This is a genomic window from Ruegeria sp. AM2 (assembly GCF_056540685.1).
Genome location: NZ_JBQFXE010000002.1, coordinates 325,880 through 345,360 on the forward strand (window position 1 = coordinate 325,880; position 19,481 = coordinate 345,360).

General features: G+C 61.6%; 20 protein-coding genes and 1 riboswitch. Of the genes, 2 read left to right on the forward strand and 18 right to left on the reverse strand.

Annotated elements, in window-relative coordinates; all coding sequences use genetic code 11:
- Positions 1-28: 28 nt before the first annotated feature.
- From ACR0CR_RS07165 to ACR0CR_RS07180, 4 genes are all read right to left on the reverse strand, one after another.
- Positions 29-1,399: a tetratricopeptide repeat protein gene (locus ACR0CR_RS07165; RefSeq protein ID WP_480597892.1), complete on the reverse strand. Its 1,371-nt coding sequence runs from the start codon at positions 1,397-1,399 to the stop codon at positions 29-31.
- A gap of 181 nt (positions 1,400-1,580) precedes the next feature.
- Positions 1,581-2,765, reverse strand: coding sequence for a CaiB/BaiF CoA transferase family protein (locus tag ACR0CR_RS07170; RefSeq protein WP_480597893.1), 1,185 nt, complete (start codon positions 2,763-2,765; stop codon positions 1,581-1,583).
- Positions 2,752-4,371 carry a thiamine pyrophosphate-binding protein gene (locus tag ACR0CR_RS07175; protein WP_480597894.1) on the reverse strand — a complete coding sequence of 540 codons (1,620 nt, stop codon included), beginning with the start codon at positions 4,369-4,371 and terminating at the stop codon, positions 2,752-2,754. Before ACR0CR_RS07175 ends, ACR0CR_RS07170 begins: the two co-directional genes overlap by 14 nt.
- Before the next feature lie 79 nt (positions 4,372-4,450).
- Positions 4,451-4,909, reverse strand: a complete 459-nt coding sequence (locus ACR0CR_RS07180; protein WP_480597895.1) for a DUF302 domain-containing protein — start codon at positions 4,907-4,909, stop codon at positions 4,451-4,453.
- Between the two features lie 98 nt (positions 4,910-5,007).
- Between ACR0CR_RS07180 and ACR0CR_RS07185 the strand changes: the two genes are divergently transcribed.
- Positions 5,008-5,394 carry a DUF1636 family protein gene (locus ACR0CR_RS07185; protein WP_480597896.1) on the forward strand — a complete coding sequence of 129 codons (387 nt, stop codon included), beginning with the start codon at positions 5,008-5,010 and terminating at the stop codon, positions 5,392-5,394.
- Here ACR0CR_RS07185 and ACR0CR_RS07190 read toward each other — a convergent pair.
- From ACR0CR_RS07190 to cbiE, 9 genes are all read right to left on the reverse strand, one after another.
- Entirely contained in the window at positions 5,391-5,885 is a 495-nt protein-coding gene (locus tag ACR0CR_RS07190) for a hypothetical protein (RefSeq protein ID WP_480597897.1), read from the reverse strand. The genes ACR0CR_RS07185 and ACR0CR_RS07190 overlap by 4 nt on opposite strands.
- Before the next feature lie 67 nt (positions 5,886-5,952).
- The gene (locus tag ACR0CR_RS07195; protein WP_480598238.1) at positions 5,953-6,651 is read right to left on the reverse strand and encodes a CbtA family protein; all 699 of its coding nucleotides are present in this window, start codon (positions 6,649-6,651) and stop codon (positions 5,953-5,955) included.
- Positions 6,652-6,655: 4 nt separating this feature from the next.
- On the reverse strand, positions 6,656-6,820 hold the full coding sequence (locus tag ACR0CR_RS07200) for a CbtB domain-containing protein (RefSeq protein WP_480597898.1): 165 nt from the start codon (positions 6,818-6,820) through the stop codon (positions 6,656-6,658).
- A gap of 35 nt (positions 6,821-6,855) precedes the next feature.
- Positions 6,856-7,061: riboswitch (cobalamin riboswitch) on the reverse strand.
- A gap of 38 nt (positions 7,062-7,099) precedes the next feature.
- Complete coding sequence (gene cobF / locus ACR0CR_RS07205) at positions 7,100-7,846, reverse strand: precorrin-6A synthase (deacetylating) (RefSeq protein ID WP_480598239.1); 747 nt, start codon at positions 7,844-7,846, stop codon at positions 7,100-7,102.
- A complete protein-coding gene (cobA, locus tag ACR0CR_RS07210; RefSeq protein WP_480597899.1) occupies positions 7,839-8,567 on the reverse strand; it encodes a uroporphyrinogen-III C-methyltransferase in 729 nt (242 codons plus the stop codon). The genes cobF and cobA overlap by 8 nt, the downstream gene beginning before the upstream one ends.
- Entirely contained in the window at positions 8,564-9,892 is a 1,329-nt protein-coding gene (locus tag ACR0CR_RS07215; protein WP_480597900.1) for a cobyrinic acid a,c-diamide synthase CobB, read from the reverse strand. The genes cobA and ACR0CR_RS07215 overlap by 4 nt, the downstream gene beginning before the upstream one ends.
- Complete coding sequence (gene cobM / locus ACR0CR_RS07220; protein ID WP_480597901.1) at positions 9,885-10,679, reverse strand: precorrin-4 C(11)-methyltransferase; 795 nt, start codon at positions 10,677-10,679, stop codon at positions 9,885-9,887. Before cobM ends, ACR0CR_RS07215 begins: the two co-directional genes overlap by 8 nt.
- The gene (locus ACR0CR_RS07225) at positions 10,676-11,044 is read right to left on the reverse strand and encodes a cobalamin biosynthesis protein (RefSeq protein ID WP_480597902.1); all 369 of its coding nucleotides are present in this window, start codon (positions 11,042-11,044) and stop codon (positions 10,676-10,678) included. Before ACR0CR_RS07225 ends, cobM begins: the two co-directional genes overlap by 4 nt.
- The gene (gene cbiE, locus ACR0CR_RS07230; protein ID WP_480597903.1) at positions 11,041-12,240 is read right to left on the reverse strand and encodes a precorrin-6y C5,15-methyltransferase (decarboxylating) subunit CbiE; all 1,200 of its coding nucleotides are present in this window, start codon (positions 12,238-12,240) and stop codon (positions 11,041-11,043) included. Before cbiE ends, ACR0CR_RS07225 begins: the two co-directional genes overlap by 4 nt.
- Here cbiE and ACR0CR_RS07235 point away from each other — a divergent pair.
- Entirely contained in the window at positions 12,239-12,988 is a 750-nt protein-coding gene (locus ACR0CR_RS07235; RefSeq protein ID WP_480597905.1) for a cobalt-precorrin-6A reductase, read from the forward strand. The two genes, cbiE and ACR0CR_RS07235, sit on opposite strands and share 2 nt — an antisense overlap.
- Here ACR0CR_RS07235 and cobJ read toward each other — a convergent pair.
- From cobJ to cobN, 5 genes are read right to left on the reverse strand one after another with little or no spacing between them, the layout of a single operon-like run.
- Positions 12,961-13,713 carry a precorrin-3B C(17)-methyltransferase gene (gene cobJ, locus ACR0CR_RS07240; protein ID WP_480597906.1) on the reverse strand — a complete coding sequence of 251 codons (753 nt, stop codon included), beginning with the start codon at positions 13,711-13,713 and terminating at the stop codon, positions 12,961-12,963. The two genes, ACR0CR_RS07235 and cobJ, sit on opposite strands and share 28 nt — an antisense overlap.
- A complete protein-coding gene (locus ACR0CR_RS07245) occupies positions 13,710-14,438 on the reverse strand; it encodes a precorrin-2 C(20)-methyltransferase (RefSeq protein WP_480597907.1) in 729 nt (242 codons plus the stop codon). Before ACR0CR_RS07245 ends, cobJ begins: the two co-directional genes overlap by 4 nt.
- Complete coding sequence (locus ACR0CR_RS07250) at positions 14,435-15,064, reverse strand: precorrin-8X methylmutase (protein ID WP_480597908.1); 630 nt, start codon at positions 15,062-15,064, stop codon at positions 14,435-14,437. Before ACR0CR_RS07250 ends, ACR0CR_RS07245 begins: the two co-directional genes overlap by 4 nt.
- Positions 15,064-16,185, reverse strand: a complete 1,122-nt coding sequence (gene cobG / locus ACR0CR_RS07255; protein WP_480597909.1) for a precorrin-3B synthase — start codon at positions 16,183-16,185, stop codon at positions 15,064-15,066. The genes ACR0CR_RS07250 and cobG overlap by 1 nt, the downstream gene beginning before the upstream one ends.
- Entirely contained in the window at positions 16,182-19,475 is a 3,294-nt protein-coding gene (gene cobN / locus ACR0CR_RS07260) for a cobaltochelatase subunit CobN (protein WP_480597910.1), read from the reverse strand. The genes cobG and cobN overlap by 4 nt, the downstream gene beginning before the upstream one ends.
- Positions 19,476-19,481: the final 6 nt, after the last annotated feature.

Here is a 19,481-nt window from a genome sequence, read left to right on the forward strand (position 1 = left end):
CTGTCCTTCTTTGGTCTTTTTTGTTTTGTTATTCAGCCGGAACGCTTTGTGCGTCTCCGTTATCACGGGCCGCGTCGATCAACGCGCGGCGCGCAATTGCGTAATTGTCCTCGCCCCCGGCGCGTTTTGCGCGGCGGTCGTCCAGAATGCGCTCGACAGCATCCAGACGTCCGGCGCGCAAGCCGGAATCGATTGTGATGCGCTCGAATACATCACGTTGAGCGTGGCTGCCACCTGCCAGTTGCATGCCGTCGCGTGCATTTGACAGGAAATCAAAGGCTTGGCCATAGAGGCCGTCGCCAAAAGCCTCAAGCCCCTTGGCCGCAGCAATGCCCGGGTCGGACATGCGGATGGGCGTGTCGCCTTGATTGCGCTGCGCGTCTTTCTGGATCCGCGCCAACATCTTGCCTGTGGCCTCGTCGCGACTGTCCCCGGTCAGGGCCAGCAAATAGTGCAGATCGGCGAAAATCAGGCAGCCATCTTCGGTCCGGGCGGCACTGAGATCGGCCAGCTCTTCCCAACGGTTGCCGACATTGACGCCTTCAAGCTCCAGCCGCGACAGCAGCGAGGTTGCGTTCGAGATATCGCGGTAGTCGTCGGTTTTGTCCTGGCGGATGTGGTTGTCGTAGAGCTCCATCACCTGATCGACCTGACCCAGGTCGAGATGCATCAGCGCTTTGTGCCACCAGACGTGATAGCGGAAGTTGTTACAATGCGCCCAAGCGTCCTCGCGCCCGGCCAGCCAGTCCAGGCCCAGTTGCGCGTTTCCGGTCATTTCGTGCACATGCGCGACGGCGTGCAGGCCCCAGGCATCATCAGAAACCATCCACAGGGCCTGACGTCCCGCGATCTCGGCTTTTTCGTACGCGCCGGTTTCTTCCAGCGCAAAGGAATGACAGCCAAGTAAATAACCGCGCCCGGCATGATCCGGCTCATACGCAGGCAAAACCCGTTCGATCGACCGCCGCATGCCAGCCGCATCGCCCAGAACAAACCGTGTTGCGTGGCTGAGCTTCATTGCCAGCGAATCTTGTGGATGATCGCGCAGGATCTCTTCGAATTTCTGAACGGCGTGCGAGGGTAGATCGGACAGGTACAGGGCCAGCGCGTCGACATAATGGCGTTCGCGTTTGCTGACAGGCTGCCGCTCCATCGCCGCGTTGGCAGCCGACAGCGCCTCAACCGCGACAGGCATCATCTCCCGGCGGCCCAGCAGAACCATGAACAGACCTTTGATTGCATGTCCCAGTGCAAAGTCCGGCTCAAGCTCCAGCACCTTGCCCAAATGCTGAGGCGTAATCGCCGCGTGTGCCATGAACCCGAGCAGAACACCGTCCCACGCTTCGACACTCGCCGGGTGGGTCAGTGTATTCATCTGTCCGAAAACGTCTTGTTTCATGCTCGAGGTCCAATCCGATTGCGATTTTCTATAGTAATTGACTTACCAGAGACTCTAGCGGCGTCGTATCAGTATCGACCCTGCTCTCGAATTGGTGAAAGGCCGTGTGCGCGAAACGTGAAAAAAACCGCCGATTCAACGGCATGTTTCAGCAACATGCCGCCGAATTGGGCATAGTGTTTCAATCGTCAAAGGGGTTTTCCGCGCCCAGCACGGCATCGGTATCCGCCCCGAATACGGGCGGGGCCGCGCGATATGTTACAGGCGTGCGCGACAGTTTCAGCGGATTACCGATCAATTGAACTTGGCCCGGATCAGCCTGCATCGCGATCTGCATCTGACGCGCAGCCACTTGCCGCGTGTCGAAAACCTGATCCACCGTTTGCACAGGTCCAACGGGAACCTTAAGCGCTTCAAGCTCGGCAATGACCGTGTCAGTGTCGCTGGTCCGCATCGCGGGTCTGAGTATTGCGTTCAGCGCGTCACGGTTTTCCAGCCGGGCCGGATTTGTCGCAAACCGGGGATCATCTGGTAGGTCCGAACGGCCAATGAAATCACAGAACCGTCTGAACTGGCTGTCGTTTCCGACTGCCAGAATCACATGGCCGTCGGCGGTTTCGTAAACGTCATAGGGCACGATATTCGGATGCCCATTGCCCCGCCGTTGCGGGACATCGCCAGACGTCAAATAGTTCACGCCTTCATTGATCAACCAAGCGATCTGAGAATCCACCAGCGAAAGATCAATTTGCTGACCTTCGCCCGTCTGGTCGCGGTGGCGCAGCGCGGCCAGAATGCCCACGCTTGCGTACATCCCGCACATCACATCTGCGATGCCGACGCCCACTTTCATTGGCGCGCCGTCGGGGTCTCCGGTCAGCGACATGATACCGCCATAGCCCTGGGCCATCAGGTCGTAACCGGGTTTTGAGGCGTTTGGTCCGTCCTGCCCGTAGCCTGAGATCGAGCAATAGACGAGGCTGGGGAATTCCTGCGACAAGCTTTTGTAATCCAGCCCGTATTTCGCCAGCCCGCCGGGCTTGAAATTCTCAATGAGGATATCAGCATGCGAGGCCAAGCGGCGGATTTCTGCTTGCCCCTCGGGCGTGGTGATGTCGATGGCCACTGACTTCTTGTTTCGGTTCGCTGCCATGAAATAGGCACTCAGATCCGAGGCGTTACCTTCGGCATCCAACACATAAGGAGGGCCCCACTGCCGGGTATCGTCGCCCCTGGTTGCAGGGTTCTCGATCTTGATAACGCTGGCCCCGAGATCGCCCAAAAGCTGCGTACAGGTCGGCCCGGCCAGAATGCGCGACAGGTCCAGAACCTTGACGCCCTTCAGCGGTCCCTCAGATGCGACCATCATATCCCCCACGCTCGATTTCTGCTGCGATAACGGTGAATTTGTCCGCTTTTACAGCATCTTCCAGCGCAGAACGCAATTCAGAACGGTTGCGGACCGTGTGGCCGTAGCCGCCAAAGGCACGGCCCATGGCGGCAAAGTCGTGCCGGTCGAAATCAACGCCCGCATTGCCCATTTGGCGCTGGCGTTGTTTCAATTCAATCAGGGCGAGGCTGGCATCGACGAAGACCAGAAATATGGGATTGCCGCCCAATTCAGCAGCCGTCGATAGCTCACCGGCAACCATAAGGAACCCGGCATCGCCCGAGAAACTGATCACTGGGCGGTTCGGTTCTACCAGCTTAAGGCCGATCGCCATCGGAACGGCGCAGCCCATTGTGCACAAGGCCGAAGACTGGATCAGCCCGCGTTCTTCAGAACATTCCCACATCTGGCTCAGCAGAATGCGATGTGCGCCGCTGTCGGCTGTCGCCAGCGTTTCCGGTGGCAACGCTTCGCGCGTCTCGGCGATCACGGCGGCTGGTCCCCAATTCTCATCTGTCGGGAAGGCTTGCGCCAGCGCTGCCTTAACCCGAGCGGGCTCGCCGCCTGGCCAAGTATCGCGGGCCGCGTTGCCCTTGGCGATGGCTTCCAGTGTCGCCCCGGTATGCGCCACCAGATTAAGGCCCGCCTGATGCATGTAGTGGTCGTTTGGGACCGCTGAGATGTCGATGACCTGCTTTTCTTCAGGGTCCCAAATCTCGCGCCATCCGGGCCGCATTTCAATGGGATCGTAGCCCAGACACAGCACCAGATCGGATTGCTCGACCAGCGGTACCAGATGCTTGTCGGCCAGAGGTGACAGCCCTGCGCCGCCGAGGCACAGCGGATGATCTTCGGGCACGACGCCTTTCGCCTTATACGTGGTCACGAAGGGGATGCCGAAATGCTCTAAGAACGCCTGGACCACATTGCGTGAGTCGTCATACAGCACGTCCAGACCCACAATGGCGATTGGGCGTTCGGCCTGCGAAACCCAACGGCGGGCTTTCTCGACGCAATTGCCCTCGGGCGCGACGGCGGCGATCTTGGCGCGGCGACGAGGTTTGATACCTGACACGCGCGTGTCGGCGACCGAGATAGGCACGTCGATATGCACCGGGCCGGGGCGGGGCCGATTGGCCAGCGTAACCGCCTTGTCGGCAATGATATCCGCGCCCTTGGCTGTAAGCGTGAACGTCCCTTTGGTGATCGAGCGGTAGACCTGCGCGTGATCCATCACCTGATGGGTGTAGGTCAGCGCCTCATCCGCATCGACGCAGCCGGTCAGTACGATCATCGGCACACGGTCCTGCAACGCGTTGGCAACCACGTTGATTCCGTTCATCGCGCCGGGGCCTAACGTTGCGACCAGTATGGCCGGAGCGCCGTCGCGGTGATGGACGGCTTCGGCCATGAAGCCAGCGGCGTTTTCATGCTTGGTCAGATGAAAGGTGATCCCGGCCTGTTCCAGTGCATCGACCAGAGTCAGAACTTCTCCCCCTGGCATACCAAAAGCGTGGCGGCATCCGGCCTCGTACAAGCGTTGGGCCAAAAGATCCGCAGCGCGGGGCGAGAGGTCCTGCATTTGGTCGTGCTCCGAAAAACTGTTTCATTGCAGATTGCGGAGGAAGGCCTCGGACGCAAGGCGGATCACGTCAGTGTGACTATTTGACTGCGGTTTCGGCGACGGCTTGAAATTTGCCGTCCAGCTCTTCGGCGATGTCTCGCAAAGGTTCTCCGCCTTCGTAGACATAGGGCGCAAAGACAAAGCTGGGGGTCTTGTAGGACAGGGTGGCGGTGCCGTCTTCGTTCTCGGTCACATAGAACCGGATCGGTGCTTCGATCATCGCATTGAGCGATGTTTCCAGTACGCGCACCGCATAGTCGTTGTTGAAAGCTCCGATCACCCGGTTGCCGGGAATGGTGATGCCGCGTGACGCGGCGGCCTTGGTGGGACCGGCTTGCGTCACAACGATCAGACCGTGCTCTTTGACAGCGGCTTTGGTGTCATCCACCAACTGGCTATAGCTTTTGTCGGTCGAATATACGGCCCAACCCGACAGAGAATCCTGTGCCCAGGCGGGCAGGGCGATCAAGGCTAGTGCAATCCAAGGCGCTTTCATCGGAGACTCCTGAGCTGGTTGTTCGTCATTTGATGCCAGAAACCCGGAAAGCGCGCACTCACATTCTTGTGCGTTTTCCCGATTGCACTGCGGGGCAGATGGCATCAGAAACGGTTCAGCACAACGTAATGGGGTCAGGATTGGATCGGGTGCGCCTTTTGATTTGCGACAGTTGCTCGGGCCATCGAGACCGTGAGGCCGAGAAGAAGGCCGTGACAGAGGCATTAGCGCAAGCCGGGCTTGAGGCTCAGGTGACGGTCAGCGAACACGCGTGTTTCAGCGGTTGCACTGAACCTGTCGCGCTCGCGTTGCAGGCAGAAGGTCGCGCGTCTTATGTTTTTTCGGGGGTCAAGGTGACCTCGGACGCCAAAGATATTGCCGCGACCTGTCAAACCTATCTGGACAGCCCCAAGGGCTGGATTGAAGACGCCCGACCCTGCGGGCGGCTTCGAATGTGTTTGCGCGCGCGCATACCGGCGCTTTAGTCGACCTGTACGGTGACCATGGCGCTGACCGGCTCGTTATCGACCATCAGCGGACTGTGGCTGTTTGAGTTGAGCGAAACGGATACCTCGACCTCGCCTTTCGGCAGGTCTCCGATGTGCATCCAGTTGCCGTATAGCCGGGCCAGTTTCGTTCCGTTGACATAGACATGCGCGTGACCCTCTCCGGGGACACCGGCGGTCGAGGCATTCTCGGGCGAAAACCGGAAGTTCTGAGGCATGACATGCAGGTTCCATCCGGACATTGGGTCCGGCTGCAGCGCGATTTCAATTCCGGGTGCATTCGGGCCCGCAGGCAGGTTGATTGCCGTCGCGTGGTCGTGCGCCATCGCCTCGGCATGTGAAGCGCCATGATGCGATGGATCTCCGTGGTCGTGGCCGTCAAAAGTGATGCCATTCCCTGCGGCGAGAACAAACCCTGCGCCACCACCAAAGACCAGGCCGATGGCAAAAAGGGCAAGTGAACGTGACATATCTAGTTCCTTGAAGACAAAAACGAAACGCGCCGGGAGGAACCCGGCGCGCCCGCTTGAGAAGCTATCAGGCCGTTGCTTCGGAGCGTTGGCCTTCGTGCTGCCAGAAATACCCGGCAAAAGCGCCCACCAGCACCCAGGCCGCCAGGCCAATGCCAAAGGCGCGCGCGGCAAACAGTGCGCCGATCTCGGTCGGGACCGGGCCTGTGAATACGTCCGGTTCGGGCGCGCCGATCAGATGCGGGGCCAGCAGCAGGGCAGCAGCGATCACATAGCTGATCAGGTTGCCACCGAACGCGATGAGCCAAAGGGCGACAACAGCAGCTGCGACCGTTGCGAACCACCAGACCTGCCGCGCATAGACGTCAGCCGCTGCAACGCCGGGCACTTCGGGTGCCAGCGTGAAGCCTGGAGCCAAATGAAAGGCGATGAAACCTGCCAAGCCCCACAGAACACCGGTCCGACCGTCGATCTTGTGTCCCTGACCTTCGGCTACGGACATCAGCGCAACCATTACCAGCGCGTAACCGGTGTAAGTCAGCATTGTGAAGATCACGCTCAGCGCGTCACGGGTCAGTTCCGAGAACATACCGGGCAGTTCGGGATGAGCCGTCACGGCCTCGGCCCCGAAATGCACCAGTTCACCCGATTCATACAATTCGGCGTGCAGCAATACAGGTTGCACAAAGACCAACTGCAGCAGGGCGGCAATCAACCCGGCTGCAGCACCAGCGAACAACGCGCTGGTCAGAATGCGACTGAACATGGTCTTAGTGGCAGGGGAAGCCGGTTGCGTGGCGTACGTCATGCGCCGCGTCGTGCAGCGCCGCAGCCTGAACGTGGCCGGTCAGCGTGATGACGCCAAAGCCAAGAATCACAGCAAACATGACCGGAAGGAAACCAGTGCGCGAAGCCGTCTGTGTTTGTGTTGCCATCTTATTTCTCCTTTGCCGCCGCACCCGACGGCCGGTGTTTCATTTTGCGCCTGGCAGGTCTCCTGGCTTGCGGGTCGGTGCCTCTGTTCGCCTTCCCCCTGAGAACAGGAGTGGCTGGTTGAACAGGGCTCTCCGCTTACAGTCGCGGGGGCGGCTTGGGATTTGACCACCGGGGTGGTCGCACCAAATTCCCTCTTAGCATCCGGATGGCTCCGGCGGGACCAGACAACTTCATTTAGCCGCTAAGGCCAGGCGGGCGCAATCTCCATTTGCGACCTTTTACGTCAGATCACGCTTTTTCAGCAAATAGACATCCATGATCCACCCATGGTCGGCGCGGGCATTGGCACGGGTTTTCACAATCTGCTCGGCCACCTCTGACAGGGGGCCGCTGACAAGAATTTCCTCCTTCATGCCCACATAGGCCCCCCACCAGATGTCGTAGTGTTCCGTCTCGAGGGTTTGAAACGAGCATTCCCCATCGAGCATGACCGCCACTTTTGAGGCATTTTTGGGCCAGCCTTCATCCCGAATGCGGCGTCCGGTGGTGACGACATAGGGCGCGCCCAGATCGTTGATTGGAATTGCATGGGCCGCCGTCAGGGCCTGAAGCGCCGTAATGCCCGGAATCACCCGCGTTTTCGGTTGTGGGTCAAGCCGAGATGCTATTCGCAACGAGCTGTCATAGAGCGATGGATCACCCCAGATCAACAGCGCCACTTGGCGCGCTTCGGGGTGCGCGCTGATCGCGTCTTGCCACCGCAGCGCAATTGCGTCGTGCCATTCGTCGACGCCACTGAGGTAGCCGTCATCAGAACGGCGCTTGGGGATATCGAAATAGGCGATTTCGGGCGATACATCGGTAACTTGTGCGATGATTTCTTCGCGCAGGCCTGCCAGATCAGCTTTGTTCTCACCTTTGCGGGGAATCAGAATTAAATCTGCCGTGCGTATGGCCTTTGCGCCCTGAAACGTCACATGGTCAGGACTGCCGGTGCCAATGCCGATCAGCGTCAGGTCAAACATCATCGAATTCTGCCAGCGGGCCATAGAGGATCAGCGCAGGGGCGGTTCCGAGCTCTCCGAGCAGTTGTTCGGACAACGCGCCAATCGTAGAGCGGTTCAGCTTTTGATCGGGCGTGGAAACAGATTCTGCCATTAGCGCCGGAGTATCCAACGGCAGGCCATGCGTGTGCAACGTTTTTACCAACAGGGGAAATGTCCGCTTGCCCATGAAAACAACCGTTGTTGCATCCGGGTCGGCCAGTGCGGGCAAGTTCAGATCCTCGGGCAGTTTGCCGCTGACGTCGTGTCCAGTGACAAATTGCACCCGCCTCGCGGTCAGCCTTCGGGTCAGTGGAATGCCGGCCGCTGCCGCTGCCGCCACTGCCGAAGGGATGCCGGGGATGATTTCATAGTCGATCCCTGCTTCGCGCAAGGCCACCAGTTCTTCCTCAAGCCGTCCGAACATGCCACCATCGCCGGATTTCAACCGAACAACCCGTTGACCAGTCTGCGCATATTCCACCAGCAACCGGCTAACATGATCCTGCTTGGGCGAGGGACGTCCGGCACGTTTGCCTACGCCCACCAGATCGGCATCTTTGCGCGCATGGCCCAGAATTGGACCGCTACTGAGATCATCAAACAGCACAGCGTCGGCCTTTTGCAGCCGGTCTACTGCCTTGAGCGTCAGCAAATCCGGGTCGCCGGGGCCGGAGCCGACAAACGAAACATAGCCGCTCATACCGACGCCTCTGCAATCAAGTGGAAGAATGTTCCTGTCACGTTGCCACGGACCGATCCGGTCTGCGGTCCTTCCGCCCCTTCTGCATCAAATACGCGCGCCAGCGGCGCGTCGGGTTGTTCCAGAATCGAGGAGTAGTGAAATTCATGCCCGCGCAACGCCGCACCAGACGCAAATCCGGGCATCGGGGCCAGCAATTCCGCACGGCGGTACCCAAGGTTGAACTTGCGTTTTTCGTACGAGGTGACCAGCCCCAAAACCCCCGCCATTTCATGCCGTACACCGGATTTATCGATCAAGGCCTGCCCCAAGGCCATGTAGCCGCCGCATTCGCCGTGAACAGGTTTGGATTCGGCATGTTTGCGCAGCCCATTTTGGAACGTCTGTGCAGCGGCAAGGGTTCCTGCATGCAATTCAGGATAGCCGCCCGGCAGCCAGACCAGATCAGCATCCCTCGCAGGGGCCTCATCAGCCAGCGGCGAAAACGGCAAGACCTCCGCCCCGGCGGCCCGCCATCCTTCCAGCAAATGCGGATAGGTAAATGAAAACGCCGCGTCCCGAGCCAGGGCAATCCGCTGCGCCGGAGGTCGCGGCGGCGTGGCGGACGATGGCCCCTTCGGGCCTGAGGACGCCGCCCGTTTGATTGCCTCCAGATCGACATGTTCGCGCAGAAACGCGGCATAGCCAACAATGGCGCTTTCCAGATCGGGATGTTCAACGGCTTGAATCAGACCCAGATGCCGTTCTGGCAAAGTCAAATCACCCCGGCGCGGCAAAACACCCAGAACGGGCAAACCCGCACGTTCCATCCCGAGGCGCGTCAGTCGCTCGTGCCGAGGACTGGCACAACGGTTCAAGATCACCCCGGCAAAGGGCAGGTCGGGGTTATACATCTTGAACCCCAAAGCCGTGGCTGCTGCCGATTGCGCCTGACCGCCGACATCCAGCACCAACACCACCGGCCAGCCCATCCGCAGAGCCGTTTCAGCGCTGGAGCCGTGGCCGATCTCGCCCGGTTTGGCCACCCCGTCGAACAAACCCATCGAGCCTTCGGCGACCACGATATCTGCACCGCCCGCCTGCGCGGAAATCGCATTCAGCAATGGTTCCCCCATCGCCCAACTGTCCAGATTGAACGAAGCGCGCCCTGCCGCTGCACGATGAAAAGCCGGGTCGATGTAATCCGGTCCGCTTTTGAATGGCTGCACGGCCAACCCGTCCTCTGCCAAAGCGCGCAGCAGGCCCAACATGACTGTGGTCTTGCCCGTCCCCGACGACGGGGCGGAAATCAGTACGCCCGGAGGATTGGTCATCGCGTCATTCATCCTCGGGACTCCAGCTTGACCACGGGCTGTCCGCGCTCTGCGGCCGATACCGTCGGTCATAATCCTTCGAGTACAGGCAGCTTTCGTCGAACCCTTCTCCGGCCAGCGCTGGTCCAACCATGATCAGGGCAGTCCGCGAGATGCTGTCATCCAGCGCATCTTTCAAGGTTCCCAGCGTGGCGCGGATAATGCGTTCGTCGGGCCAGCTGGCGCGATAGACAACGGCGACCGGGCAATCTGCGCCATAGGCCGGGCTTAGGTCACCGATCACAGAGTCCAGATTGCCAATCGACAGGTGAATCGCCAACGTCGCTCCGGTGCGGGCAAAGTTCTCTAACGTTTCACCTTTGGGCATCGAAGACGCGCGCCCGGGGGTCCGGGTCAAAACCACCGATTGCGCCAAGCCAGGCAGGGTCAGTTCGGTGCCCAACGCAGCGGCGGCCGCAGCAAAGGACGGCACACCGGGCGTCACGCTGACTGGAATGCCTATTTCTTTCAGACGACGGATTTGTTCCCCCATCGCCGACCAAACCGAAGGATCGCCGGAATGCAAGCGCGCCACGTCGTGACCGGCCTGATGCGCGGCGTCGATCTCGGTCATGATTTGATCCAGATCCATCGGCGCGGTGTTAATGATTTTGGCACCTTCGGGGCAGTGGCTCAGGATTTCCTCGGGCACCAAGGACCCGGCATAAAGGCACACAGGGCAGGAAGCGATGATATCGCGCCCGCGCAAGGTCAACAGGTCGGCGGCACCCGGTCCGGCGCCGATGAAGTGAACGGTCATGTTTGTCCTCCGATGGCTATGGCGCACGTCGCCAGCCGGTCGTCTGATATCAGTCTGGGTGCAAGAAGGCGCGCACCGGGCCCAGCGGCGGCCAGCGCGGACGCTTCGGCGACGCTGCCGGTGCCATAGGTCGATTTGCTGCGGTTCGAGCATGTCAGCGTTTGTTGCCCGGCCAGATCAGCGGTTGCAATGAAATGCACGGGCAAGGCAAGGTCTGCGGCGAACGCTGAAAGCGCCGGATGGCCTTTCTTGTCAGACACTGTTGCTATCCCAACCACATCATTCCCATTCGCTGCCGCGTCATAGGCTGCGCGCAGGCTGCCTGCTGTCGCACGAGATGAAAAGCCCAAGCCCGCAATGATCATAGCGTCACGCTCCACTGCACCACCGGATAGGCTGATTTCCAACCACGACGCGGGCCCAGCGGGGCGGAATGCGCCAGTTCGATGCGCAAAAGCTCTCCGCCCAAGTCTTCGTGCCACCGCGCCAACAGCGCCTCGCTTTCCAAAGTTACCGCGTTGGCGACCAGTCGGGTTCCGGTCGGCAGGGCATCGCGAAGCCACATTAGAAGGTCGGCGCTGAGGCCGCCGCCGACAAAGACCACATCCGGCAGGGGCAGCCCGTCCAACGCGTCCGGCGCGGTGCCGTGGACCACGTTCAGACGGTCCTGTCCCAAGGCATCTGCGTTGCGTCGAATACGCTCCGCGCGATCTGCGCGGGGCTCGATCGATGTTGCGGTCAACGTCGGGTCGCACATCAGCCATTCAATGCTGATCGAACCGGTGCCGCCGCCGATATCCCACAAATGCTCGCCACGTTGCGGGGCCAGGGCCGACAGGGTCAGAGCGCGGATTGGGCGTTTGGTGATCTGGCCGTCGGTCTCGAATATCTCGTCTGGTTTGCCCGAGGATTTGGGCAACGCGCGCCCTTCGCCTGCGACCTCAATCGCGACACAGAGCGGGTGATCGAAGGTGCCCAGCAGCGCCTCGGTCAACGAAACGGTGCGGGCACGTTCTCGGGGTCCGCCCAAGGCCTCCATCACATGCAACTGAGTGTCGGCAAAGCCGGTTTCGGTCAGATAGCGCGCCAATTCCGCGACCGCTGCGCCATTGCGCAACAGGATGATGGCCTGCAAGCCCGGCGACAGGTGCGGGCGCAATCGGGTCAGGGGTGCCGCGTGCAGGCCGAAGGTTTGCGTGCTTTCCAACGGCCAGCCCAGACGGGCCGTCGCCAGCGAAAATGTAGACTGGCCGGGCAGGGCGGTCCATTCCGAAGCCTCAAAATTGCGCGCGATGACCGAACCCGCGCCGAACCAGAATGGATCACCAGAGGCCAGAACAACGGTGGCATGACCACGTTGCGCTTGCAGCAAGGACAGGCCGTCCGAAAAAGGGACCGGCCATTCGATGCGCTCGGCCCCAGTGTCAGGCATTAGCGACAGATGTCGGGGCGGGCCCATGATGACCGCGGCCCGGTCCAGCACTTGACGGCTTGCGGGCGACAGGCCATCAAGCCCATCTTCGCCCCAACCCAGAACGGTCAGCCACGGAGTATCAGACATGACCAACCTCCTGATCCTTGGCGGCACGACCGAAGCAAACGCTTTGGCTAAAGCCGTTTCCGAGCACGGGCTTGCGGCGACCTATTCCTACGCAGGACGGGTCGAGAAACCGCGCCCGCAGCCTTTGCCGGTTCGGGTCGGCGGGTTTGGCGGCGTGCAGGGATTGGTCGCCTATGTTCGCGAAAACGGGATCAGTCATGTGATCGACGCGACCCATCCTTTTGCCTCTCAGATAAGCGGCAATGCGATTGAGGCGTGCCGCGAGACGCAAACACCGATGGTCGCGCTGACGCGACCGGAGTGGCGCGCGCAGTCCGGCGATAACTGGCGACACGTTCCCGATATGCCCGCCGCAGTTGATGCGCTGAACGCAGAAGCGCAGCGTGTGTTTCTCGCTGTTGGCCGGATGCATCTTGAGGAGTTCGCGGCCCAGCCCCAGCATCACTATTTGCTGCGTCTGGTGGATGCGCCCGCTGAACTGCCATTGCCAAATGCCGATGTGGTTGTTGCCCGCGGCCCGTTTGCCGAGGCCGATGACCGCGCGCTGATGCAACGGCACGGGACGCAGTTGGTTGTGTCCAAGAACGCAGGCGGCACGGGCGCGCGGGCCAAGCTGGACGCGGCGCGGTCGCTGGGCCTGCCAGTGCTGATGATCGACCGTCCGGTCTTGCCGGAGCGGACCGAGCTGTCGACGATTGCACAGGTTCTGGACTGGCTGGCTCATTCTGGGGTGAACCTCGGCGTGTAGACGATCGGCGCGCCGTCGCGTTCGATCACGCGGGTGCGGGATGATCCGACAATGACCACCGTCTGCATATCCGCCATCTCGGGCGTGGCCTCGGCCAGAGTGGAAATCCGGATCGCTTCGTCCGGGCGCGATACGGCGCGCGCGAATAGGATCAAGCGTTCGGGTTCACATTCCTCGCGCAGGATTTCCAGCGTCTTTACAAAGCCTTTTGGTCGCGACTTCGAGCGGGGATTGTAAAAGGCCATCGAGAAATCCGCCTGCGCCGCCAGACGCAGCCGCTTTTCGATCAGCGACCAGGGTTTGAGGTTGTCGCTGAGGTTGATGGCGCAGAAATCATGCCCCATCGGTGCGCCCGCGCGCGCTGATGCCGCCAGCATCGCCGTGATCCCCGGCAATACATCAATCTGAATGTTGCGCCATTCAGAGGGACCGTTTTCCAACGCCTCGAACACTGCAGCGGCCATCGCAAAGACACCGGGATCGCCCGAGGACACCACGACCACGCGTTTTCCCTCGGTCGCCATCTGTAGCGCGTGTTGCGAGCGGTCGATCTCCACTCTGTTGTCGCTGGCATGCAGCGTCAAGCCGGGGCGCTCAGCCACGCGCGCGACGTAGGGGATATAGCCCACCACATCCGTCGCCTCGCCCAGTGCCGCGGTAACCTCGGGTGTGACCAGGGCGTCGTCGCCCGGTCCCAAACCCGCGATCTTGACCCAGCCCGTCATGGTCGCCGTCCCTGACCATGCACGATAATGATCGAGAAATACGGTGTGATACCGTCATGCGTTTCGGACAGCTTTGAAACGGTTTGATTGGGCATTTGCGCAAATTCCACAATCCACGCGCGGTCATAAAGACCAGCCGTTTTTAGCGCGCGTTTTACTTTGCCGATATTGCGACCGATTTTCATCACGACCAGAGCGTCGGTCTGCCTCATGCGCTGCGCCAGATCGTCTTCGGGCAGCGTTCCCATCAGAACGGTCAGCACATCATCGCCCCAGGTGATGGGATCGCCGGTGGCTGTCCACGCCCCGGACATGCCGGTGATGGCTGGGACAACCTCCACATCAGCTTCATCGCGTAACCGGCTGTAAAGATGCATGAATGAGCCGTAAAAGAATGGATCGCCTTCGCACAGAACGACCACATTCTCGCCGCGTTCGGACAAGGCCTTCAGATGCGCAGCGCAGTCTTTGTAGAACCCTGAGAGCAGTTCGTTATAGCGCGGGTCGGTCAGTGGTATCTCGGTTGTAACAGGATATTCCATCGGGAACTCGATGGCCCCTTCGGGGATCATTCCGTTGACGATCTTGCGCGCCTGACCGGTTCGCCCGGGTTTGCGAAAATAGGCCACATGGCGCGCCGCGCGCAGCAGGCGGTCTGCCCGCACGCTCATCAGATCGGGGTCTCCGGGGCCGAGGCCCACGCCGTAGATGGTGCCGCCGCTCATTCTGCGCGGCTCGCGATGGCATTGATGGCGGCCACGGTGATGGCGCTGCCGCCTAGACGGCCTTTTACGATGCAGGACGGAACCGGTTGTGCGGCCCACAAGGCGTCCTTGGATTCGACCGCACCGACAAAGCCCACCGGGCAGCCGATGATTGCGGCCGGGCGCGGACAATCGGGGTCTTCCAGCATGTTAAGCAGGTGAAACAGAGCGGTGGGCGCGTTGCCGATGGCGACCAGAGCGCCTTCGAGATGCGGACGCCACAGTTCCAGCGCGGCGGCGGATCGGGTGTTGCCCATTTTGGCGGCGAGTGGTCGCACACGCGCGTCATGCAGGGTGCAGATCACCTCGTTTTCGGCGGGCAGTCGGAACCGTGTCACACCCTCGCTGACCATGCGCGCGTCACACAGGATCGGCGCGCCGTTTTCGAGTGCTGTACGCGCGGATGTGACAAAACCGGGCGAGAAATGAACGAACTCTTCCAGCCCGACCATGCCTGCGGCGTGGATCATGCGGACGGCCACCTGTTCCTCGTCGGCATCGAACCGGGTTAGATCGGCCTCGGACCGGATGGTTGCAAAGCTCTCCTTGTAGATCGCCGCGCCGTCGGTTTGGTAGGTGTAGGGCATCAGGTGAAGTCCATGGTTTTGAGCGTTTCTTGTGTTAGGCCGGTCTGGCAGGGCTCATCCCCCGCGCGGCCCTGTTTGACAAGATCAAATCGTCCGGAATTACCGATCAGGGTTACATCGGCTGCGCCCATACGGGCGCATCCTTTGGCACAGCCCGAAACATGCAGGCTGCCGGTAACGCGCGGGGCCAAGTCGCGCGCGATGTCGCGGGTTTCCACTTGCGCCTGCGGGCAGAACGGTGCTCCGGGGCAGGCGTCGGTGGTCATAAGCGGGTCGCTGCCGTCTGTGACAAAGCCTGGGGCGGGTATCGCCGCCCCGCCTTCCAACAGGATCAGCCGCCATGGGGTGACACGCAGCCCATTGGCACCGCCTTGTGCAATCAGGTCTTTCATCGCGCGCGCGGGCAGTTGTCCGAAGGCTGCTCCATAGAGCGTCCCCTGATCACACGCACCCGGCTGCAACGGCGCGCCTAAGGGTCCCGGTGCCGTGCGTTGCCACTTTTGCGGCAGGGCCGAGACCACACGCGCCATACGGCGGTCTTCGGGCGTGTAGGTTTGGGCGAACCATGCGGCCAGGGCAATCGCTTGATCGATGGCTGCAGATTCTTGGACCAGACACCCGGTCTCGGCTCCGTCGGCGCGCAGGATCAGGCCGTCGGAGCTAGTTTCTAGCCGTATATCGGCCGAGTCTTTGCCCAGCAGGCGCTCAGGTCCGGTGTCGATGGCAAAACCGAATTTGGCGGGCAGGGCGGGCAGCTCGGACAGCCGGTCAATCAACTCCTGCGTCAGCCGCGTCGTCAGGTCTCCGGCGCGATACAGGGGCGAGACCAGAATGTTGCGGCGCACCTCGATCCCCGGCTCGGCATCCAGCAGATTCAGGGCGGCCAATTCGGCCAGCAGCGGTTGATGATCCGTCTCGGAGATCCCCCGCAGCTGCAGGTTGGCGCGGTTCGTCAGGTCGATGGTACCATTGCCGAAGCTGTCCGCCAGATCGCACAGACCCATGGCCTGCTCAGCTGTCAGACGTGCCAGCCGAGGCCGCACCCGCACCACGAGCCCATCGCCCGACATCATCGGACGGTGCGCGCCGGGGCACCAACCCTGGACGATGGGCGCGCTCATCGCAACCCCTCCAAATCGGCGCGGATCGAATTGCGCCGCGTGTTCCACAGCCCGGCCTCCAGCAAGGCGCGGAAGCGGTCCTGCATGGCCTGATGCGCCTTTGGGTTGGCCTCGGCCAGAAAAGCGTCGACCTCGGCGTTGCCCAGCGTGGCGTCGTGGTAGAGGTCGAACAGATGCGGGGCGACCGTGCCCGACAAATGCGCAAACGATGCCATGTGATCCAGCGTCGCCGCGATCTCGGCTGCGCCTCGGAAGCCATGGCGTTGCATTCCCGCAATCCATCCGGGATTGGTGGCGCGGGCGTGGACCACACGGCTGATCTCTTCGGGCAGGGTGCGCGCGCGCGGGGTGTCGGGGTTGGTGTTGTCCAGATGATAGAGTTGCGCCGTACCACCGGTGATCTTTTTGGCGGCGGCAAACCCGGCCTCATGCGTGGCATAGTCGTTGGCCAGCAACAGGTCGGTTTCGGTAAGGTCCTGCAAATGAACGAAGCTGTCGGCATTGGCGACGCGTTGTGTGATCCCATCCTTGTCCTGCGCGATATTCTCGCCCTCCAGCGCAAAAGAACTGGCGTTGAGCCATGCTTCGCCCGCCTGTGCCCGCGCCTCGTCGGTGTAGGTTTCTGACAGATGGGTCATGTTCAGGCCATAGCTGCCGGGGGCGGGGCCGTAGACTCGAGCCGCCGGTTCCTGACCGGCATAGGGGTTCCAGTCCGGGGCCTCGTCCCGTGCGGACAGGGCGCGGACGGCTTGACCGTAAAGTGCCGAAAGCGTCGGGAATACGTCGCGAAACAGGCCCGAGACCCGCAGCGTCACGTCCAGACGCGGGCGGCTGAGGTCGGTGATCGGCAGAACTTCGATGCCCGAGACCCGCTCGGATCCTTTGTCCCAGACCGGTTTGACGCCCAGAAGGTGCAGCGCCATGGCGAATTCCTCACCCGCTGTGCGCATGGTTGCGGAGCCCCAGAGGTCGACGATCAGCCCATTGGGATAATCGCCTTCCTCTTGCAAATGCCGACGTACCAGTTCCTCGGCCAGTTTCACGCCCTGAGTGTAGGCCGCGCGGGTCGGGACCGAACGCGGATCGGTGGTATAAAGGTTCCGCCCTGTCGGCAGCACGTCCGAGCGACCACGATAGGGGGATCCGGACGGCCCGGCCTCGATCCGTTTTCCGGCTAGCGCATCCAGCAGCCCGTTGCGTTCCGCTTGGGCCGAGGGCGCGGGGTCGAAATTGCCAGTGGCTTCAGGCACGCGGCCAAAGATGTGTAGCCCGTCGCCGAACTGGCTTTCCTTGATGTCACAGACAAAGCGGTCGATGCGGGTGATCGCCTCGGCGGTGCAGGTGGCCTGATCCAGACCGAGATCGCTTTCCAGCCCGATGGCCTGCGCTTCGTCGCGGATGTCTTCCTGCAGCCGGTCGCGGCGCTTTGGGTCCAGACCATCGGCGTTCGAGAACTCATCCAGCAGCGATTCCAGCCGGACCATCCTGTCGGGTGTGCCGCTTTCCTTCAACGCAGGTGGGATATGCCCCAGCGTGACGGCGCCGATCCGGCGTTTAGCCTGTGCGGCCTCGCCGGGGTCATTGACGATGAAGGGGTAGATCACTGGCAAGTCGCGGATCAGTGCCTCGGGCCAACATGTTCTGGACAGGGCAACGGATTTGCCGGGCAGCCATTCCAGCGTGCCATGGGCGCCGATATGGATCAGCGCATCTGCGCCCAAGCTTTTGCGCAGCCACAGATAAAAGGCGACATAGCTGTGGCGCGGGGTGCGCGACAGGTCGTGGTAGTCGTCATCGCGCAGCTCGGGCGTGCCGCGTTCGGGTTGCAGCGCGACCAGAGCCTTGCCCCGGCGGAGGGCGGTGAAGTGAAACGCGCCGTCGGTGACGGCGGAATCCTCCTCGGGGACGCCCCAGACGGATTGCAAGTCTGTGCACAATTGTTCGGGCAGATCGGCTAGCGCGGCTTTATACTCGGCCAGCGGCCACGAAATCCGCTCGTCCAGCAGTGTTTCGGCAATCGGTTCCGCTGGCGCGGTATCGTAGCCTTTTGCTTGCAGATCGGACAGCATCGCCTCGGCCGAGGCCAGCGCGTCCAGACCCACCGCATGGGCCATCTGCCAGTCTTTGCCGGGATAGGTGGACAGCACCAGCGCTGGCACCTGATCGGCCTTGGGTTTATCTTGAAGGTTCAGCCAACCGGTGACGCGGTCTAGGATAGCCTCGATCCGTTCCTTCTCGGCTCGGTGGGCAAAGCGGGAATATTCCAGATGTGGGTCGCGCTTGCCCGGTTCCTTGAACGAGGCGATGCCAGCCGTAATCCGCCCGTCCACCTCGGGCAGCACCACATGCATGGCAAGGTCAGCGGGCGAGAGGCCGCGCTCCGCCTCGGCCCAGGCTTTGCGGCGCGAGGTGGCCAGTGCGACCTGAAAGACCGGCACATTAGCGACGTCCAGAGGTGACGAGCCAGACGCGCCTTTGCCCGAGAACGAAGTGGCGTTGATGATCGCGGATGGGGCAAGTGATATGATGGTTTCGCGCAGCCAGTCGGCGGCGGCTGGGGCCTTCAGCGAGGGAGCGAACAAGCCTACGGCCTGAAACCCCCGCGCGCGCAGGCTGCGGATCAGGGCGGCTACTGGGGCGGTGTCAGCCGAGGTCAGATAGGCACGGTAGAAGGTCACCACAACGCGTTTTGTGTCACCGGAGAACGCCTGCTCTGCCGGGATCACCCCAAGATCAGGACACCATGCGCCGGTGTCGGGCAGGGACTTTGCGCCCATCACCGGACCTGCATAAAGCCCCGCTGCCAGTGCCATCTGTGCCAAAGCTGCTTGTGCCGCGACTTCGCCGCCGGTGTCGCAGAGATGTGCCAGCCGTCGCAAGGTTGAGACGGGAAGGGTCGAATATGCGTCCAGCCGCGTATCCTCGCGCCCGTCGGCGGGCAGCACGGCCACAGCAATCCCCTTGGCTTGCGCCAGCGACAGAACCTGCTGCAGGCCGTACGCCCAGTAGGGCACCCCGCCGATCAGACGGATCAGGATGCCCTTTGCGCCCTCCAGCGTCTGTTCCACATAGGTGTCAACGGACAGAGGGTGTTTCAGCGCCGTCAGATTGGCCAACCGCAGGGTCGGCATCCGACCGTCCGGCCCGCCACCGCGATGCCAGCCTGCCGCGAAAGCGCCAAGGTCGCTGTCGGAGAAAGACAACACCACCAGATCCGCTGGACTCTGGCCCAGATCTGTTGGGGTCTCGGTTTCCTCTAACCCGTGGCTTTCGCGGAAGACGACGTGCATGGTTTA

Excerpts from the sequence above, each read along its gene's own strand:
- ACR0CR_RS07165 (WP_480597892.1), bottom strand. The coding sequence starts at position 1,399 with ATGAAACAAGACGTTTTCGGACAGATGAATACACTGACCCACCCGGCG.
- ACR0CR_RS07170 (WP_480597893.1), bottom strand. The coding sequence starts at position 2,765 with ATGGTCGCATCTGAGGGACCGCTGAAGGGCGTCAAGGTTCTGGACCTG.
- ACR0CR_RS07175 (WP_480597894.1), bottom strand. The coding sequence starts at position 4,371 with ATGCAGGACCTCTCGCCCCGCGCTGCGGATCTTTTGGCCCAACGCTTG.
- ACR0CR_RS07180 (WP_480597895.1), bottom strand. The coding sequence starts at position 4,909 with ATGAAAGCGCCTTGGATTGCACTAGCCTTGATCGCCCTGCCCGCCTGG.
- ACR0CR_RS07185 (WP_480597896.1), top strand. The coding sequence starts at position 5,008 with ATGGCATCAGAAACGGTTCAGCACAACGTAATGGGGTCAGGATTGGAT.
- ACR0CR_RS07190 (WP_480597897.1), bottom strand. The coding sequence starts at position 5,885 with ATGTCACGTTCACTTGCCCTTTTTGCCATCGGCCTGGTCTTTGGTGGT.
- ACR0CR_RS07195 (WP_480598238.1), bottom strand. The coding sequence starts at position 6,651 with ATGTTCAGTCGCATTCTGACCAGCGCGTTGTTCGCTGGTGCTGCAGCC.
- ACR0CR_RS07200 (WP_480597898.1), bottom strand. The coding sequence starts at position 6,820 with ATGGCAACACAAACACAGACGGCTTCGCGCACTGGTTTCCTTCCGGTC.
- cobF (WP_480598239.1), bottom strand. The coding sequence starts at position 7,846 with ATGTTTGACCTGACGCTGATCGGCATTGGCACCGGCAGTCCTGACCAT.
- cobA (WP_480597899.1), bottom strand. The coding sequence starts at position 8,567 with ATGAGCGGCTATGTTTCGTTTGTCGGCTCCGGCCCCGGCGACCCGGAT.
- ACR0CR_RS07215 (WP_480597900.1), bottom strand. The coding sequence starts at position 9,892 with ATGAATGACGCGATGACCAATCCTCCGGGCGTACTGATTTCCGCCCCG.
- cobM (WP_480597901.1), bottom strand. The coding sequence starts at position 10,679 with ATGACCGTTCACTTCATCGGCGCCGGACCGGGTGCCGCCGACCTGTTG.
- ACR0CR_RS07225 (WP_480597902.1), bottom strand. The coding sequence starts at position 11,044 with ATGATCATTGCGGGCTTGGGCTTTTCATCTCGTGCGACAGCAGGCAGC.
- ACR0CR_RS07235 (WP_480597905.1), top strand. The coding sequence starts at position 12,239 with ATGACCAACCTCCTGATCCTTGGCGGCACGACCGAAGCAAACGCTTTG.
- cbiE (WP_480597903.1), bottom strand. The coding sequence starts at position 12,240 with ATGTCTGATACTCCGTGGCTGACCGTTCTGGGTTGGGGCGAAGATGGG.
- cobJ (WP_480597906.1), bottom strand. The coding sequence starts at position 13,713 with ATGACGGGCTGGGTCAAGATCGCGGGTTTGGGACCGGGCGACGACGCC.
- ACR0CR_RS07245 (WP_480597907.1), bottom strand. The coding sequence starts at position 14,438 with ATGAGCGGCGGCACCATCTACGGCGTGGGCCTCGGCCCCGGAGACCCC.
- ACR0CR_RS07250 (WP_480597908.1), bottom strand. The coding sequence starts at position 15,064 with ATGCCCTACACCTACCAAACCGACGGCGCGGCGATCTACAAGGAGAGC.
- cobG (WP_480597909.1), bottom strand. The coding sequence starts at position 16,185 with ATGAGCGCGCCCATCGTCCAGGGTTGGTGCCCCGGCGCGCACCGTCCG.
- cobN (WP_480597910.1), bottom strand. The coding sequence starts at position 19,475 with ATGCACGTCGTCTTCCGCGAAAGCCACGGGTTAGAGGAAACCGAGACC.